Below are 14,264 nucleotides of genomic sequence, written 5' to 3'. Positions count from 1 at the left end.
CCATGAAACAAGTCGCTTCATTACGCTACGGTGTCATCTTTAAGAAAGCCTTTTCCCAACCGGATATTTTTAAAGCCTTTGTTAAGGCGGTATTGGGTATAGAGCTTGAAATTGACAAGGTTGAAACGGAAAAATCCTTTAAACCCACGGTGGGTTATGTGGATTCGCGTTTCGATTTGTTCGCGCAAGATGATAAGAACCGCATTATTGTCGACATCCAACACGCACAAAATGCCGACCACTACGATCGGTTTTTGCATTACCATTGCGTGGCTTTACTAGAACAAATTGCCAAGGCCAAAAATTATCGCCCAGCCTTAAAAGTGTTTACCATTGTCGTGTTAACGTCGGGTGATAGGCATCAAAAAGATGTGCTGACTATCGACTTTGACCCGAAAGATTTGCAAGGCAATGGTGTTAACGAAATCCCGCATAAAGTGCTGTATTTATGCCCCAAGTATGTCAATGACAACACTCCTAAAGCCTATAGGGAGTGGCTAGCTGCCATCCAGGATACCCTGGATGAAGAAGTCGATGAAAGTCATTACCATGACGCAATGATCCAAAAAACATTTGATTCCATTGAAAAAGATGGCATTACGCCGACCGAGCGGGCGGCCATGTTTGAAGAATATAACCAGCGTGAATTGATAAACGCTCAAGTGGCGAACATTGTTAAAAATTTGCGGGCGATGGGACTGGATGAACACGCTATCATCAATGCAACTGGCTTAACATCCGAAGACATTGCCGCATTAAATAACCTTTAAAATAACCTTAAATCTAAAAAAAATATCATGACAGAATTATCAAACAACGCCATCATCTACGCCCTGCTTGCCCTTAACAGCGAAGCAGCCCTGCAACGTGAGTATGTGGAATCCACTGATGTGCCCGCCGATGAACGCGAAGATGAAGAAGAGGTTTTAGGCGATCTGGAGCAGGCATTTATGGAGTTTGTCGATTTTTACAAAGGCCGCTGCAAAGCCGATAAACAGTTGCCGAGTCTTGATGAATTACTGAATGATCCGCTGTAAGTGATGCACACGCTGTATGGCATAAAAAACTGCGATACGGTTAAAAAAGCGCGGCAATGGTTGGATGAAAATGCCATCGCTTATCGCTTTCACGATTACCGCGTGGATGATTTAAGTTATGAGCAACTAGTGAATTTTGAAGCACGATTGGGTTGGAAAATCATGCTCAATCGCAGCAGCACCAGCTGGCGACAGCTTTCCGATGAACAAAAAACCGACATAACCCAAGCAACGGCATTGCAATTAATGCTGGCTATACCTACTTTAATTAAACGTCCTATTTTACAAAGAGACAATACGCTGTTGATCGGTTTTAAAGCTGACGTTTACCGCACCGAACTACTATGAGTGAAACCCTGGAATTACTGCAAGACCTGATCCGCCGCCAGTCGGTAACTCCACTGGATGAAGGTTGCCAAGATGTGTTGGCAGAGCGTTTGGCCAAACTAAATTTTATCGAAGAACGCCTGGATTTTGGCGACACCCAAAACCTGTGGCTGCGCCGTGGTAAGCAACGGCCGTTGTTCACCTTTTTAGGCCATACCGACGTGGTACCGACTGGGCCACTGGATAAATGGCTGTCGCCACCGTTTGAACCGACTGCCCGTGATGGCAAACTGTACGGTCGTGGTGCTGCTGATATGAAAGGCGGTATTGCTGCGTTTATGACAGCTGTGGAGCGCTTTGTGGCTAAATATCCCGATCACCAAGGCTCAATTGCGGTGATGATGACCAGCGATGAAGAAGGTATCGCTACACACGGTGTAGTCAAAGTTATTGAAGTACTGGAACAGCGCAACGAAAAAATTGACTGGTGTTTGGTGGGCGAGCCATCCAGTGATAAAAAGCTGGGCGATGTTATCCGTGTCGGTCGGCGGGGATCGTTATGTGCCAAGTTGACGGTGCTGGGCATTCAAGGCCATGTCGCTTACCCTGAGCTGGGTAATAACCCTATCCATAGCTTTGCACCGGCATTAAAAGCCTTAACTGAAGAAGTCTGGGATCACGGTAACAGTTGTTTTCCACCCACCAGTTTGCAAGTCTCTAATATCAATTCCGGTACCGGAGCGGAAAATATTATTCCAGGGTCTTTGGAAGCCCAGTTTAACCTGCGTTTTTCTACCGAGCTGGATGAAGCCACCATTAAACAGCGCACCCATGCTATTTTAGATCAATACGGCTTTAACTATGAATTGCACTGGCGCTTGTCGGGCAATCCGTTCTTAACGGCATCTGGCGCATTGATTGATGCAGCGCATGTGGCGATTAAATCGGTGACTGGTTTTGAGACGAAAGATGATACTGGCGGTGGTACATCGGATGGCCGATTTGTTGCACCAACTGGCGCACAGGTCATTGAATTAGGGCCTCTTAACGAAACCATACATAAAATTAATGAATGTATTGGCCTGGATGATTTAGAAATTTTGTCCGAAATTTATGAACAGATTTTAGTTAATTTATTAATTAGGGTTTAATTTTTCATTAATCTTGGACTTTATAACTGCTGAGCATCTTTATTCATGAGGTGGATACGTTTTGGCTATTTACAAGGCCAATCAGATGGATGTACCCTACCCTTACGAAACCTCGGTGTATTGTTGATTTTTTGCTGGTAACGCTGAACATCTTGATTCTTCAAATGTCTTAGCAGTGCTGTTTTAATTTAAGGAGTTTAACTAAAATGAATTTGAATACTGCGGTAACTCGGTCGGATACACAAATATTATCCGCCAACAAAATGTTAAGAAACACCTATACGTTATTGGCAATGACCTTATTATTCAGTGCCATGACTGCGGGAGCGGCCATGTACTTTAATATGCCGCATCCCGGTATGATAGTCACCATGGTAGGTTATTTTGGATTGTTGTATTTAACAACAAAACTCAGTAACAGTGCTTGGGGCTTGGTGTCTGTATTTGCTTTAACCGGCTTCATGGGTTTAACTTTAGGCCCCATTATTAGCATGTACGTGCAGTCTTTTAGTAATGGTCATCAGCTGGTAATGACAGCATTAGGCGGCACAGGTGTTATTTTTCTAGGGCTTTCTGCTTATGCTTTAACTAGCCGTAAAGATTTTAGTTTCCTGGGCGGTTTTTTAATGGTGGGCGTGCTAGTGGCCTTTTTGGCTGGTATTGGCGCGATGGTTTTCTCATTACCTGGCTTATCCATTGCCGTTTCAGCTATGTTTATTTTGCTGATGTCCGGCATGATTTTGTTTCAAACCAGTGAAATTATTCACGGCGGCGAAACCAATTATATTTTAGCGACCGTTTCTTTGTACGTTTCCATTTACAACTTGTTTTTGAGCTTGTTGCAAATACTGGGGATTTTTGGTGGCGACGATTAATTCGATATGCTTTAACTGCTTTACCAGCCTGATGGTTTTGATTAGGCTGGTGGGCATTTCTGTTTTACTTGCCGCGTGTCAAACCGTGGCAGAAACCACACCCGACACGGTGACCTCCGCGTTTTGGCAGGCTTTTATTGCGGGCAATTTAAAAACGGCGCAAAATTATGTTACTAAAGACAGCCAAACCTCTCTTGCTACCGATGAAGCCAGCAAATTTTCTTTAGTGCAGATTGGTGCCATGACATTGGATGGCGACAGCGCCACAGTTGTAACTATGCTGTCCCAAAACAATAAAAAGGTTTCGTTTAATACGGCGTTGCTTAAAGAAGATGATGTATGGAAAGTCGATTATCAGCAAACCCGTATGAATATTTCTATGATTCCGTTCCAGGGTATAGTCAATGAGCTACAAAATATTGGCGAAACTTTTGGTGAGCAGTTACAACAACAAGTGCCGTTGATTGAAAAAGGCCTGGAAAGCTTTGGCGACCAATTAAAGCGTCAGTTGCAGGATTTTAATAAAGCCCTGGAAAAATCCCAGTCTTCTCAAAAGCGCGTTGAACACAGCTAATTGTCCCATTCCCTTTTAAAAAAGAAGGATCAAGGGGATTTTCTAAATAAATCTTCCTCGATTTCTTTTTTTTAAAGGTAGGCTAAGGCTTACCATCAAAATACACTTCTAAGCTTTTAAAATCATGTGCTATACATGTACTTGCATTTGATCTTTACAGGAGCTTTGTATGCCTATTACCGATAAACAAAAAAAATTACTGGCTTTATTGGCTAATGGAGAATTCCATTCCGGAGAGGAATTGGCTGAAACGTTAGGCTTAAGCCGTTCGGCAATTTGGAAGCAATTAAACGGTTTAACGGAATTAGGTCTACATTACACGGGTATTAGCGGCAGGGGTTATCGCTTGAATAAACGCCTGGAATTATTGGATCACGCCAAAATTACCGCTGCTTTGGATGATAGCAGCCGAGCCCACATTTTTTTACTGGAAGTCCATGATCAGCTTGATTCTACCAATAGCTATTTATCGCAAAAATCACAACAAGGCGATGCTTCAGGTATTGTCTGCTTTGCTGAGCATCAAACCGCAGGTAAAGGCAGACGCGGACGCGACTGGGTGTCGCCATTTGGCAGCAATATTTATCTGTCAATTCTGTGGCGGTTTCCGGAAAGCGGACTCGGAGAAATTGCCGGTTTAAGTTTGGCAATTGGCGTGGCGGTGATTAGAGCTTTAAATCAGTTAGAGATTGAAGGTATTGAACTAAAGTGGCCTAATGATTTATACAGCCAAGGCAAAAAGCTGGGTGGCATATTGATTGAAGTTTCCGGTGAAGCCAGCGGGCCTTGCAGTGCGGTCATTGGTCTTGGGCTTAATGTACATTTACCGGCTACCGAAGCCGAAAAAATTACCCAGCCCTGGACTGATTTAGGTCGATTGCCTGGCTCTAAAAAAATCTGCCGAAATACACTCGCGGCTACATTATTAAATCATCTTATCCCTGTTATAGCGGATTTTGAAACAGCAGGTATCGCCGCTTATCTCGATGAATGGCGAACGCTTGACAGCTTAAAAGGTAAGCCAGCGTGTTTGTATATCGGCAATCAAACCATCGAAGGCATCGTGCAAGGCATTGATGACAAAGGTCTATTATTGCTGCAACACGCAGATGGCCTTACCCAAGCCTATGCTTCTGGCGAAGTCAGTTTTCATAACGCTACCTTATGAGATTGCTGGTCGATATTGGCAATACCCGTTTAAAATGGGGTCTTGCTGACCAAGGTGAAATCATGGCGACTGGCGTGCTGGTCAACAGCCATATCAGCTCTCAGGTACTTATAGATACCTGGCAAGCCCTAGTTTCACCACAACTCATCGCCCTGTCCTGTGTTAATTCACCACAAATTATAGAGCTGATAAGTTCGGCAGCTACTTTTTTATGGCCCCATAGCCCCGTTATTAAGGCTCAATCGCTGGCATCTCAATGTGGTGTGCGTAATGCTTATGAGCAACCGGAAAAGTTAGGTGTTGATCGTTGGTTGGCCTTAATTGCCGCCCATCATAGTTACCATCAAACGCTTTGCATTGTTGATTGCGGTACGGCAATAACCGTTGATGTAATGACGGGGGATGGTAATCATCAGGGCGGTTTGATTTGTCCAGGATTAACACTGATGCGGCACTCATTAGCGCACGGTACGCACCAGCTACCGTTAAGTGAACAAAATTATACGGTCGGATTGGCCAACAGCACAGAGTCGGCAATATTCAGTGGTATTTTGTCAGCGGCTTGTGGGTTGATAGAACGGGTAATTGCCCAGCAACCCAAGCCGATACAGCTGATTTTAACCGGTGGTGATGCTGGCATTATCTCAACCCAACTGGCTTGTGAAGCCATTATTGATGATAATTTGGTATTGCGGGGATTAATTTACGTCTCGGAAGAATACGCCGTAAAAATACCCAGTTTGGCATCGACGGTTATTTTATAAACCCAGTTAAAGTGTGTAGATAAAGCCACCCATAAACGTTACTTCTGCAAAATACTCAGAGTTAGGCTAATGTTATAGGTGTTAAAACACCAATAGCCTAATAGTAATTTTGGAGACACACAGAGATATGGATGCCGAAAAATTAATAAATCAATTCTTGGACGCGATTTGGGTTGAGCAAGGATTAAGCAAGAATACCTTAGCCGCTTATGCCAGTGATTTGCATATTTTCAACCTTTGGTTAGCCGATATAAAATTGTTGGATGTTGATAAGAGCCAAATTTCTGGTTTTATGGCGTACCGTCATGGCACAGGTATCGGTAAACGCTCATTAGCGCGAACCTTGTCGAGTTTAAAGCGCTTTTATGGTTACTATATGCGTGAAAGCTTTATTGCTGTTGATCCGACAGCAATGATAGCCGCCCCTCGTATAGCGCAATCATTACCTACTGCGCTGACTGAGAATGATGTCGAGTTATTGTTGGCAGGACCTGAAGCCGGTAATTTACTGGGTTTTCGAGATAAAACCATGCTGGAAACTTTGTATGCCACAGGGCTTCGAGTATCAGAGCTGATCAACCTAAAGTTTGAACAGGTAAATTTTAATCAGGGCTGGGTCAGAATCACCGGCAAAGGCGATAAGGAACGTTTGGTGCCCATCGGCGAAGAAGCGATTAGCTGGCTGGAAAACTATATCAATAACAGCCGAAAAACGCTGCTTAATGGTCGGCAGTCAGATTATTTATTCGTGACTAACCGAGCTGATCCAATGACCCGGCAGGCTTTTTGGCATATTATTAAACGTTATGCCAAAAAAGCCGATATTAAAAAAGACTTATCGCCGCATACCTTGCGGCACGCATTTGCAACCCATTTACTTAATCATGGCGCGGACTTACGGGTTGTACAACTGTTGCTTGGGCATTCAAATTTATCCACAACCCAGATTTATACCCACATTGCCCGCGAACGTCTAAAAGAATTACATGCAAAATATCATCCCAGAGGATAGAATCACATGACACAACGCATACACCCGACTGCTTATTTAGGTTCAGCTATTTCGCTGGGTGAAAATACTACCGTAGGCCCTTTTGCGGTGATTGAAACGGGTGCAGTTATTGGCGCGAACTGCCATATAGGGGCACATGCTGTCGTGCATGGCCATGTAAAAATGGGGTGTGGCAATACTTTGCATCCGCACGCTGTTTTGGGTGGTTTGCCGCAAGATACCAGTTTTAAAGCAGAAACGGTTTCGTGGCTGGTTTGTGGGGATAATAATGTATTCCGAGAAGGCTTTACTGCACACCGCGCCACCAAGGAACATGCAGAAACCCTCATTGGTAGCGATTGTTATTTTATGAATAACAGCCACGTCGCTCATGATTGCCGGATTGGCGACAAAACTATTTTTGCCAATAATGTCGCTATCGGTGGTTTTGTGGATGTTGGCCATAATGTTTTTATGGGCGGAGCTGTGGTCGTCCATCAATTTTGCCGCATAGGATCGTTTGCGATTGTGCAAGGTACCACGGGACTCAATATGGATGTTATACCCTTTATGCTGATTGGCGGCCGTCCTGCCCGGCACTATAAATTAAACACGGTAGGCTTACGACGCGCAGGCATTACCGGCGATCGCTACGCAGTGCTTGCTCAAGCTTTCAGGCTGTTAAAAAATAAAAAAAATCTGGATGAGTTACCCGAAACGCTAGAGTTAAAGTATTTAAAAGATTGGCTGTCAGTAAAATCTAAACGTGGTTTGCACGGGTTTGTTGATATATCTGCTTAATGCCGGATCTGCCATTAATGCAATCCATTATATTTTATGACATTAAAACGTTAGCTGTAGCTAAGTCCACATATTTAGAAAACCGTTTGAATGGGCGGGCAAATGATTTCTTGAAGGAATTTTGTTCGTTACTTTTTACGTTTTTAAAATAATGTCAACTAATATGTATTGCTTGTTGCAGTTTGTGCTGTAAGGTTTATAGTGTCGTAGAAATGTTTAAGGTGGCATTTATCGCGCACAAATGACTTAATGGTTTAACAAACTTTCTAATATGCTGTTGAATTACCATGGTTTACTTATTTCCTAAAGACCACGGGAAATCAATAATCTTGTTGGCAATTGCTGTTTCTCACGTCATGAGGTGCTTGCTAATATTGATCACTTCTTATCAGTATTAGCGTGCTTTCCCAACGTAAAAAAATAATGTTTAAGCGTGTAAATTCAGTGATGATAATCGTTATCGCACTGAATTTACCCGAGTAATTACAGCTAATGACCTTATAAATCAAAGGATTTAAAATTGTGTGACGTGCAATTTTTTGAATAGTAATTAAATGGAAAAGACCAAACTGTTTTTTAGCTTAAGATGGAAAGTGACGCTCTTAATAGGTGGTGTCCTTCTCATATTGCATAGTTTTTTTTCATACCTAAACTATCTCAATGCCAAGGCTAATTTTGTCATGGATAGAAATACTGTTTACACAAGTCATGTCGGCTTGGCTAACGCCTTAACGGAAGATTCGTTCTTGGCACTGCAACAATTTGCTTCTTTGGTTACCTCACTCCGGCATACTCCAGTTCAAAAGACAAAACTTCTGCCTCAGAATTGGGATGTTATTGATAAAAACTGGCCACAATGGCAATTAAATTGGCGATTGGAAAATGCCACCGTGTTTGATAAAAAAGGCGAGTCTGTTAAATCTTGGGGTAATGCTGTCCTGTTGCCAAAATTAGCCGTGCCGAGCGTTTTAAAAAAAGCGTTACCTGAACAACGTGTTCTTTGTGTTAGCGATTGTTTTCAACAGCTTATTTCACCATTGGGGGAACTGGCAACGCAAGGATTATTCAGCACGGTACGTTCGTTTGGCTATATTATTGATAAGTACAAACGCGCTAGCGGATCAGATATGAGTATTTTGATTGCCAATACCCATGTTGATGCCAATAATCATCGCTGGTCTTATAAATTATCAACGGCTAATTTGGCTGAACAAAATATTCCTCTTTTTGAATTCATTTCAGCTAATTACCCGATCAGTGATTTTTTAAATCGCCGGAAACTGGTAGAGCTGACAGGCCGTTTCTTTGATGTCGGTGTGCTGTCTATTCAGCCACAAAATACGTCTAATTTAGACAGTCCTGCCTATTTTTTATTAGTAGATGATGTGACATCAAATGTTAAATATCTGCAAAAACAAGCACAACAAATGTGGTTATACGGGGTAATTGCATTAGTTTGTGTACTGCTGCTATTGATTTTAACACTACAAGATTGCTTGAAACGCGTCGGCAAATTATCAAAGGCTTTTCCGTTACTATTGCAAAATCAATACGCTTCATTTCGAGAGCAACTCATCATTAAAAATGTACGCTACGGCCCTGATGAATTGGATAAGCTGAATCACGCGGCTTTAGCGCTAGTCAACAAATTGCAAAATAGTGAGCAGGAAGTACATGGCAACACCTGTGAATTAATGGAAAAAAGCCAGCATTTGGCTAAAGAACGGGATTTTATTTATCAACTTATCGAAGTTGCGCCTGTTATTATCCTGACCCAAAAATTGAACGGTATTATTTTAAATGTCAATCAGGCCGGTATTAATGGTTTTGAAACCGATCGACATTCTATTGTGGGTAAAGTGTTTGATATATTTCTCCCCGAATCCGAACGCGAACACCTTAAAAAGCTCAGTAACCTAAGACTAGATAGAGGAGAAAAACAGTTCCAGATAACTGGGTTTTTGGTGACTAAAGACAGTAGACAAAAAGAAATTTCCTGGTGGCATACGATAATAAAGGTTAACGGATACAGTGATGAAGCCGTTATTTTAACGTTAGGAATTGATATCAGCGTTAGCAAAATAGCGCAGGAAAAAATGCTTCGGATGGCAACCTACGATTATGTGACCGGACTGAGTAACCGCCGAAAGTTTGAAGAGGATTTCATGCTGGAATTGGCTTCGGCCAAACGGTACGGTTATCAAGTGGCCTTATTTTATTTGGATTTAGATAAATTTAAAGTTATTAATGATCTGGAAGGCCGTGAAGCTGGCGACAAAGCACTGACGCATGTCGCTACCGTACTTAAAGATGCCATGCGCTTAACGGATTTATTGTCGCGCATTGGCGGCGATAAATTCGCACTCATTATGCCCCATGCTGATCTGAATGGTGTCGATCATATTGCGCAAAAAATAAACCGGGTGCTTTTAGCACAGGACATTGATCTGTCTGGCAAACGTTATAAAATTACTGCCAGTATTGGCGTGGCTATTTTTCCATCACACGGCCTGATAACGACTGAGTTACTCAAAAATGCGGATCGCGCCATGTATCAGGCTAAAGCTGCTGGGCATGGTCAATACCGCATTTTTTCGCCTGACAGTCATTATCAGGACAAGCTCAACCTTATGTTACATTGGCGAGAAACCATTGAAAATGCCATCGCCCAAGACAAGTTTATTCTTTATTATCAACCCATTCGCAATCTTAATACCCAAGTGATCAGTCATTTTGAGTGCCTGATTCGGTTGCAACAAGATGATGGTGAGCTGATCATGCCGGCTGATTTTATTAATTATGCCGAGGAGCTTGGCTTAGCGGGTAGAATAGATCGTTTAGTGTTGAAAAAAGTAGTACAAAAGCATATTGAATTAAATCAACAAGGTAAAGACTACAAACTAACGATTAATTTGTCAGGCAGATTATTTAATGATGTATCGATTTTTGATGATATTGCCTGGTTAATTAAAGATAAAAATGTTGATCCCGGCAAGATTATTTTCGAAATCGCCGAAACCACGATTATTTCCAATTTTGCCGCTGCTGATCGCTTGATTGCGCAAATTAACGACTTAGGCTATTTAATTGCCTTTGATAATTTCGGCGTCGGTTTTTCCTCAGTGTATTATCTTAATCGCTTCCCAATTGCTTATGTAAAAATAGACGGCTCATTTATCCGTAAAATTGATAAAAGCGATGATGACAAGGTATTCGTGAAAGCGTTATCCGGTGTGGCTCAAGCTTACGGTAAAAAAACCGTGGCTGAATCAGTTGAAAGCGAAGCAGCCTTGAATATTCTTAAAGAAATTGGCATTGATTTTGTGCAGGGCTATTACATCGGTGCGCCTGCGCCGCTGGACTGATGCAAAGTGTTGGCAGCACTTTAAAAACCTTGATCCTCAGGAAATCGTTTACAATACCCGCATTTTTAGCTGTGTTGGCTAGCAAACCTGGGCTGAATTAACTGTGCCCTACGCTCAAAATTAACGGTTAAATCCCATGAAAAAATTAAAATGTGCGGTCATCGGCACCGGTTATTTGGGGCGCTTTCATGCTGAAAAATATGCTGGCTTAGCTGATTGTGAGCTGGTCGCGGTAGTCGATATTGATGAAGTGGCCGCGCAAACAGTGGCGGATAAGCATGGTAGTGCTGCACTCACAAGCTACCAGTCTTTGCTGGGTAATGTAGATGCGGTCAGTATTGTGGTGCCCACTACTTTGCATTACCGCGTTGCCAAAGATTTTCTCAATGCAGGTGCACATGTTTTAGTTGAAAAACCCATTACCGTTACGGTTGCAGAAGCCGATGAGCTGATTGCCTTGGCTAAGGCCAAGCAACGGGTGTTGCAAGTGGGACACTTGGAGCGTTTTAACCCTGCAATAATCGGGCTGGACAGAGAAGAAAAGCCTTTGTTTATTGAGGCACACCGGTTGGCACCGTTTAATCCGCGTGCTAATGATGTTAGCGTGGTGCTCGATTTGATGATTCATGATATTGACATTATTTTGGCATTGGTAGATTCAGAGATAGACCGCATAGATGCCAGTGGTACGCCGGTGCTGACAGAGGGTATTGATATTGCTAATGTACGGCTGCTTTTTAAAAATGGCTGTGTCGCCAATGTAACCGCCAGCCGGATTAGCATGAAGCTTGAACGCAAGATGCGTCTGTTTCGGCCTTCTTCTTATGTGTCGGTGGATTTTCAAAATCGGGTGTTAACTCAACATCGTACCGGTAGTAAAGAAATGTTTCCGGGTATTCCGGAAATAGAAACGGAAGAAACGGTGTTTGAAAGCGGTGATGCTTTATTGGCAGAAATTCAACATTTCGTAAACTGTATTCACACTGGCGAAAACCCGCTGGTTTCGGGGTCAGCAGGACGACGTGCGTTGGCGACTGCCATAAAAATTGGTGAATTATTACATACAAACAGGCCTATAAAATGATACCCATGGTAAACCTGAAAGCGCAGTATGCTGAAATAAAACAAGAGGTAGAGCAAGGTTTAGCAGAAACGATAGCGAATTGCACGTTCATACTAGGGCCAAATGTGCATGCGTTTGAGCAAGAAGCAGCCGCTTATTTGGGTGTAAAACACGCGATTGGCGTGGCTTCTGGAACCGATGCGCTGCATTTTGCATTGCTTGCTGAAGGCATCGGTGTCGGCGATGAGGTCATTACTACAGCGTTTACCTTTATTGCGACCGCCGAAGCTATTAAATATGTCGGCGCTATTCCGGTTTTTGTCGATATTGATCCTAAAACCTTTAATATTTCCCCAGAAGCCATAGAGCAAGCGATTACTGCCAAAACCAAAGCGGTGATGCCGGTACATTTGTTCGGGCAACCTGCGGATATGGCACGCATTAAACAACTATGTGACGAGCATAATTTAAAATTGATTGAAGATTGCTGCCAATCTTTTGGTGCAAGTATTAATGGCATACAAACTGGCGCAATAGGTCATGCTTCTGGTTTTAGTTTTTTCCCCAGTAAAAATCTGGGCGCATTTGGTGATGGTGGCCTGGTTGTCACCAACTCGGATGACAGTGCCGCGCACATAAACCGTTTGCGCAATCACGGTTCAGATGTGCGTTATTACCACGATATTATCGGTTATAACAGCCGTCTTGATGAGATGCAGGCAGTGATTTTACGGGCAAAATTAAAACGCATTGATCAATACAATCAAGCGCGTCGCGATGTCGCACAGCTATATTCGGCATTACTGGCAGATTTGCCGCTCGTCACGCCATTTGAAGATGGCTTAGGCGAGCACGTTTATCATCAGTACACCTTATTATCCGATCGGCGCGATGACATCATGCAAGCTTTGCAGGCTAGTGAAATCAGCTGCGCCGTTTATTACCCGGTACCTTTGCATCGACAAAATGTTTTTAAGGCAGAATGCGCGGCTGTGAGTTTGCCCGTTACTGAAGCGGTTGCGGCTACCTGTTTTTCTTTGCCTATTTGCCCATTTCTTGAAAAACAAACAATTTGTACTATTGCCGGTATTATTAGAGCTGTATTGACGGACGAATAAAAGCATTCTGATAAACAATACCATTCTGCTCGATTTTAGCCTACCTCAAACTCTGATTATTGCCGTTTTATTCGTTTGGACAGGCTTTGTACGTACTGGCCTTGGTTTTGGCGGCGCGGCTTTGGGTTTACCTTTAATGCTGTTTGTGCACAATGATCCACGCTTGTGGTTACCGATTATTAGTGTACATCTGCTGTTTTTTTCAGGGTTAACGTTAACCACGCGCTTGCATAATGTCGACTGGTATTATTTGCGCCAGACATCCGTGTATATTATTCCCCCGGCTATTGTGGGCGTGTTTGGCTTAGTGAATCTGCCTATTTTATGGCTCAATGCCTTCATTTATTCCATTACGCTGTTTTACGGTTTTGTTTGGCTGTTTAACCGTGCCATCGAAAGTCATCATAATTGGGTGGATAAGCTATTGCTGGTGATTGGCGGCTATGTAGCCGGAACCTCGTTAACGGGCGCACCACTGATGGTAGCGGTGTATATGCGTCATGTGAGTAAAGACAAATTACGCGATACCTTATTTGTGCTGTGGTTTATTCTGGTCAGCATTAAAATGACCACTTTTATTGCCTTATCGGTGGAACTGCATTTTCAGGCGGCGCTGATGTTGATTCCTATTGCGGCTATAGGTCATTTACTAGGCTTAAAAGCCCATACGGCCATTATGCGTAATGATTTGTTGTTCAAACGGTTCTTGGGTGGTGGCTTAGTCGTCGTGAGTACTTTGGGGTTAATGAACTTAGGACTATCGGTGTACCTAAATGGCGTTTTTGAAGTTGTAAAAGTATACTTATACTGCCATTTCCAGCTGTCAATTACGTGATGGGTTTATCAAGCCATGAACCACACGGTTCTACAAACTCAACCTGAAGCGCTCTGATAACAGGTAAATGTCATTGATCATTCGAGCGCCTTCGATTCTTCAAGCACATTAAAAATACAAAAAAAAACCCAAGCCACCCGGCTTGGGTTTTGATGTTAAGAGCTTGGCAATTCCCTACTTTCGCATGGCAAACTG

Annotated in this window: 14 protein-coding genes; all 14 read left to right on the top strand. The window is 42.9% G+C overall.

All coding sequences use genetic code 11. The features are described 5' to 3' along the window. Positions 1-2: 2 nt before the first annotated feature. Complete coding sequence (locus tag ACHZC4_RS05820) at positions 3-770, top strand: PD-(D/E)XK nuclease family transposase (protein ID WP_394752883.1); 768 nt, start codon at positions 3-5, stop codon at positions 768-770. Between the two features lie 27 nt (positions 771-797). Further along, positions 798-1,037, top strand: a complete 240-nt coding sequence (locus tag ACHZC4_RS05815) for a hypothetical protein (RefSeq protein WP_394752882.1) — start codon at positions 798-800, stop codon at positions 1,035-1,037. Between the two features lie 3 nt (positions 1,038-1,040). Beyond that, the gene (locus ACHZC4_RS05810) at positions 1,041-1,385 is read left to right on the top strand and encodes an ArsC family reductase (protein ID WP_394752881.1); all 345 of its coding nucleotides are present in this window, start codon (positions 1,041-1,043) and stop codon (positions 1,383-1,385) included. Then, positions 1,382-2,515 (top strand): succinyl-diaminopimelate desuccinylase, encoded by a 1,134-nt coding sequence (gene dapE, locus ACHZC4_RS05805; protein WP_394752880.1) that lies wholly within the window; start codon positions 1,382-1,384, stop codon positions 2,513-2,515. The genes ACHZC4_RS05810 and dapE overlap by 4 nt, the downstream gene beginning before the upstream one ends. 206 nt (positions 2,516-2,721) lie before the next feature. Next, complete coding sequence (locus ACHZC4_RS05800; RefSeq protein ID WP_394752879.1) at positions 2,722-3,390, top strand: Bax inhibitor-1/YccA family protein; 669 nt, start codon at positions 2,722-2,724, stop codon at positions 3,388-3,390. 31 nt (positions 3,391-3,421) lie between these two features. Further along, a complete protein-coding gene (locus tag ACHZC4_RS05795; protein ID WP_394752878.1) occupies positions 3,422-3,964 on the top strand; it encodes a hypothetical protein in 543 nt (180 codons plus the stop codon). 169 nt (positions 3,965-4,133) lie between these two features. Next, positions 4,134-5,132 carry a bifunctional biotin--[acetyl-CoA-carboxylase] ligase/biotin operon repressor BirA gene (birA, locus tag ACHZC4_RS05790; protein WP_394752877.1) on the top strand — a complete coding sequence of 333 codons (999 nt, stop codon included), beginning with the start codon at positions 4,134-4,136 and terminating at the stop codon, positions 5,130-5,132. Beyond that, entirely contained in the window at positions 5,129-5,896 is a 768-nt protein-coding gene (locus ACHZC4_RS05785) for a type III pantothenate kinase (protein ID WP_394752876.1), read from the top strand. Before birA ends, ACHZC4_RS05785 begins: the two co-directional genes overlap by 4 nt. Before the next feature lie 127 nt (positions 5,897-6,023). After that, positions 6,024-6,908: a site-specific tyrosine recombinase XerD gene (gene xerD, locus ACHZC4_RS05780; protein ID WP_394752875.1), complete on the top strand. Its 885-nt coding sequence runs from the start codon at positions 6,024-6,026 to the stop codon at positions 6,906-6,908. A 6-nt stretch (positions 6,909-6,914) separates the two neighbouring features. Then, entirely contained in the window at positions 6,915-7,688 is a 774-nt protein-coding gene (lpxA, locus tag ACHZC4_RS05775; protein ID WP_394752874.1) for an acyl-ACP--UDP-N-acetylglucosamine O-acyltransferase, read from the top strand. A gap of 680 nt (positions 7,689-8,368) precedes the next feature. Continuing rightward, positions 8,369-11,053: an EAL domain-containing protein gene (locus ACHZC4_RS05770; RefSeq protein WP_394752873.1), complete on the top strand. Its 2,685-nt coding sequence runs from the start codon at positions 8,369-8,371 to the stop codon at positions 11,051-11,053. A 136-nt stretch (positions 11,054-11,189) separates the two neighbouring features. Further along, the gene (locus ACHZC4_RS05765) at positions 11,190-12,137 is read left to right on the top strand and encodes a Gfo/Idh/MocA family oxidoreductase (protein WP_394752872.1); all 948 of its coding nucleotides are present in this window, start codon (positions 11,190-11,192) and stop codon (positions 12,135-12,137) included. Continuing rightward, positions 12,134-13,234 (top strand): DegT/DnrJ/EryC1/StrS family aminotransferase, encoded by a 1,101-nt coding sequence (locus ACHZC4_RS05760; protein ID WP_394752871.1) that lies wholly within the window; start codon positions 12,134-12,136, stop codon positions 13,232-13,234. The genes ACHZC4_RS05765 and ACHZC4_RS05760 overlap by 4 nt, the downstream gene beginning before the upstream one ends. A 4-nt stretch (positions 13,235-13,238) precedes the next feature. Further along, complete coding sequence (locus ACHZC4_RS05755) at positions 13,239-14,069, top strand: TSUP family transporter (RefSeq protein ID WP_394753057.1); 831 nt, start codon at positions 13,239-13,241, stop codon at positions 14,067-14,069. Positions 14,070-14,264 lie beyond the last annotated feature (195 nt).

Source organism: Crenothrix sp. (assembly GCF_043729335.1).
Classification (GTDB): Bacteria; Pseudomonadota; Gammaproteobacteria; order Methylococcales; family Methylomonadaceae; genus Crenothrix.
This window is presented reverse-complemented; position numbering and strand designations above follow the sequence as displayed.

Excerpts from the sequence above, each read along its gene's own strand:
- ACHZC4_RS05785 (WP_394752876.1), top strand. The coding sequence starts at position 5,129 with ATGAGATTGCTGGTCGATATTGGCAATACCCGTTTAAAATGGGGTCTT.
- ACHZC4_RS05795 (WP_394752878.1), top strand. The coding sequence starts at position 3,422 with ATGGTTTTGATTAGGCTGGTGGGCATTTCTGTTTTACTTGCCGCGTGT.
- lpxA (WP_394752874.1), top strand. The coding sequence starts at position 6,915 with ATGACACAACGCATACACCCGACTGCTTATTTAGGTTCAGCTATTTCG.
- ACHZC4_RS05810 (WP_394752881.1), top strand. The coding sequence starts at position 1,041 with ATGCACACGCTGTATGGCATAAAAAACTGCGATACGGTTAAAAAAGCG.
- xerD (WP_394752875.1), top strand. The coding sequence starts at position 6,024 with ATGGATGCCGAAAAATTAATAAATCAATTCTTGGACGCGATTTGGGTT.
- ACHZC4_RS05815 (WP_394752882.1), top strand. The coding sequence starts at position 798 with ATGACAGAATTATCAAACAACGCCATCATCTACGCCCTGCTTGCCCTT.
- ACHZC4_RS05760 (WP_394752871.1), top strand. The coding sequence starts at position 12,134 with ATGATACCCATGGTAAACCTGAAAGCGCAGTATGCTGAAATAAAACAA.
- ACHZC4_RS05820 (WP_394752883.1), top strand. The coding sequence starts at position 3 with ATGAAACAAGTCGCTTCATTACGCTACGGTGTCATCTTTAAGAAAGCC.
- birA (WP_394752877.1), top strand. The coding sequence starts at position 4,134 with ATGCCTATTACCGATAAACAAAAAAAATTACTGGCTTTATTGGCTAAT.
- ACHZC4_RS05800 (WP_394752879.1), top strand. The coding sequence starts at position 2,722 with ATGAATTTGAATACTGCGGTAACTCGGTCGGATACACAAATATTATCC.
- dapE (WP_394752880.1), top strand. The coding sequence starts at position 1,382 with ATGAGTGAAACCCTGGAATTACTGCAAGACCTGATCCGCCGCCAGTCG.
- ACHZC4_RS05765 (WP_394752872.1), top strand. The coding sequence starts at position 11,190 with ATGAAAAAATTAAAATGTGCGGTCATCGGCACCGGTTATTTGGGGCGC.
- ACHZC4_RS05770 (WP_394752873.1), top strand. The coding sequence starts at position 8,369 with ATGGATAGAAATACTGTTTACACAAGTCATGTCGGCTTGGCTAACGCC.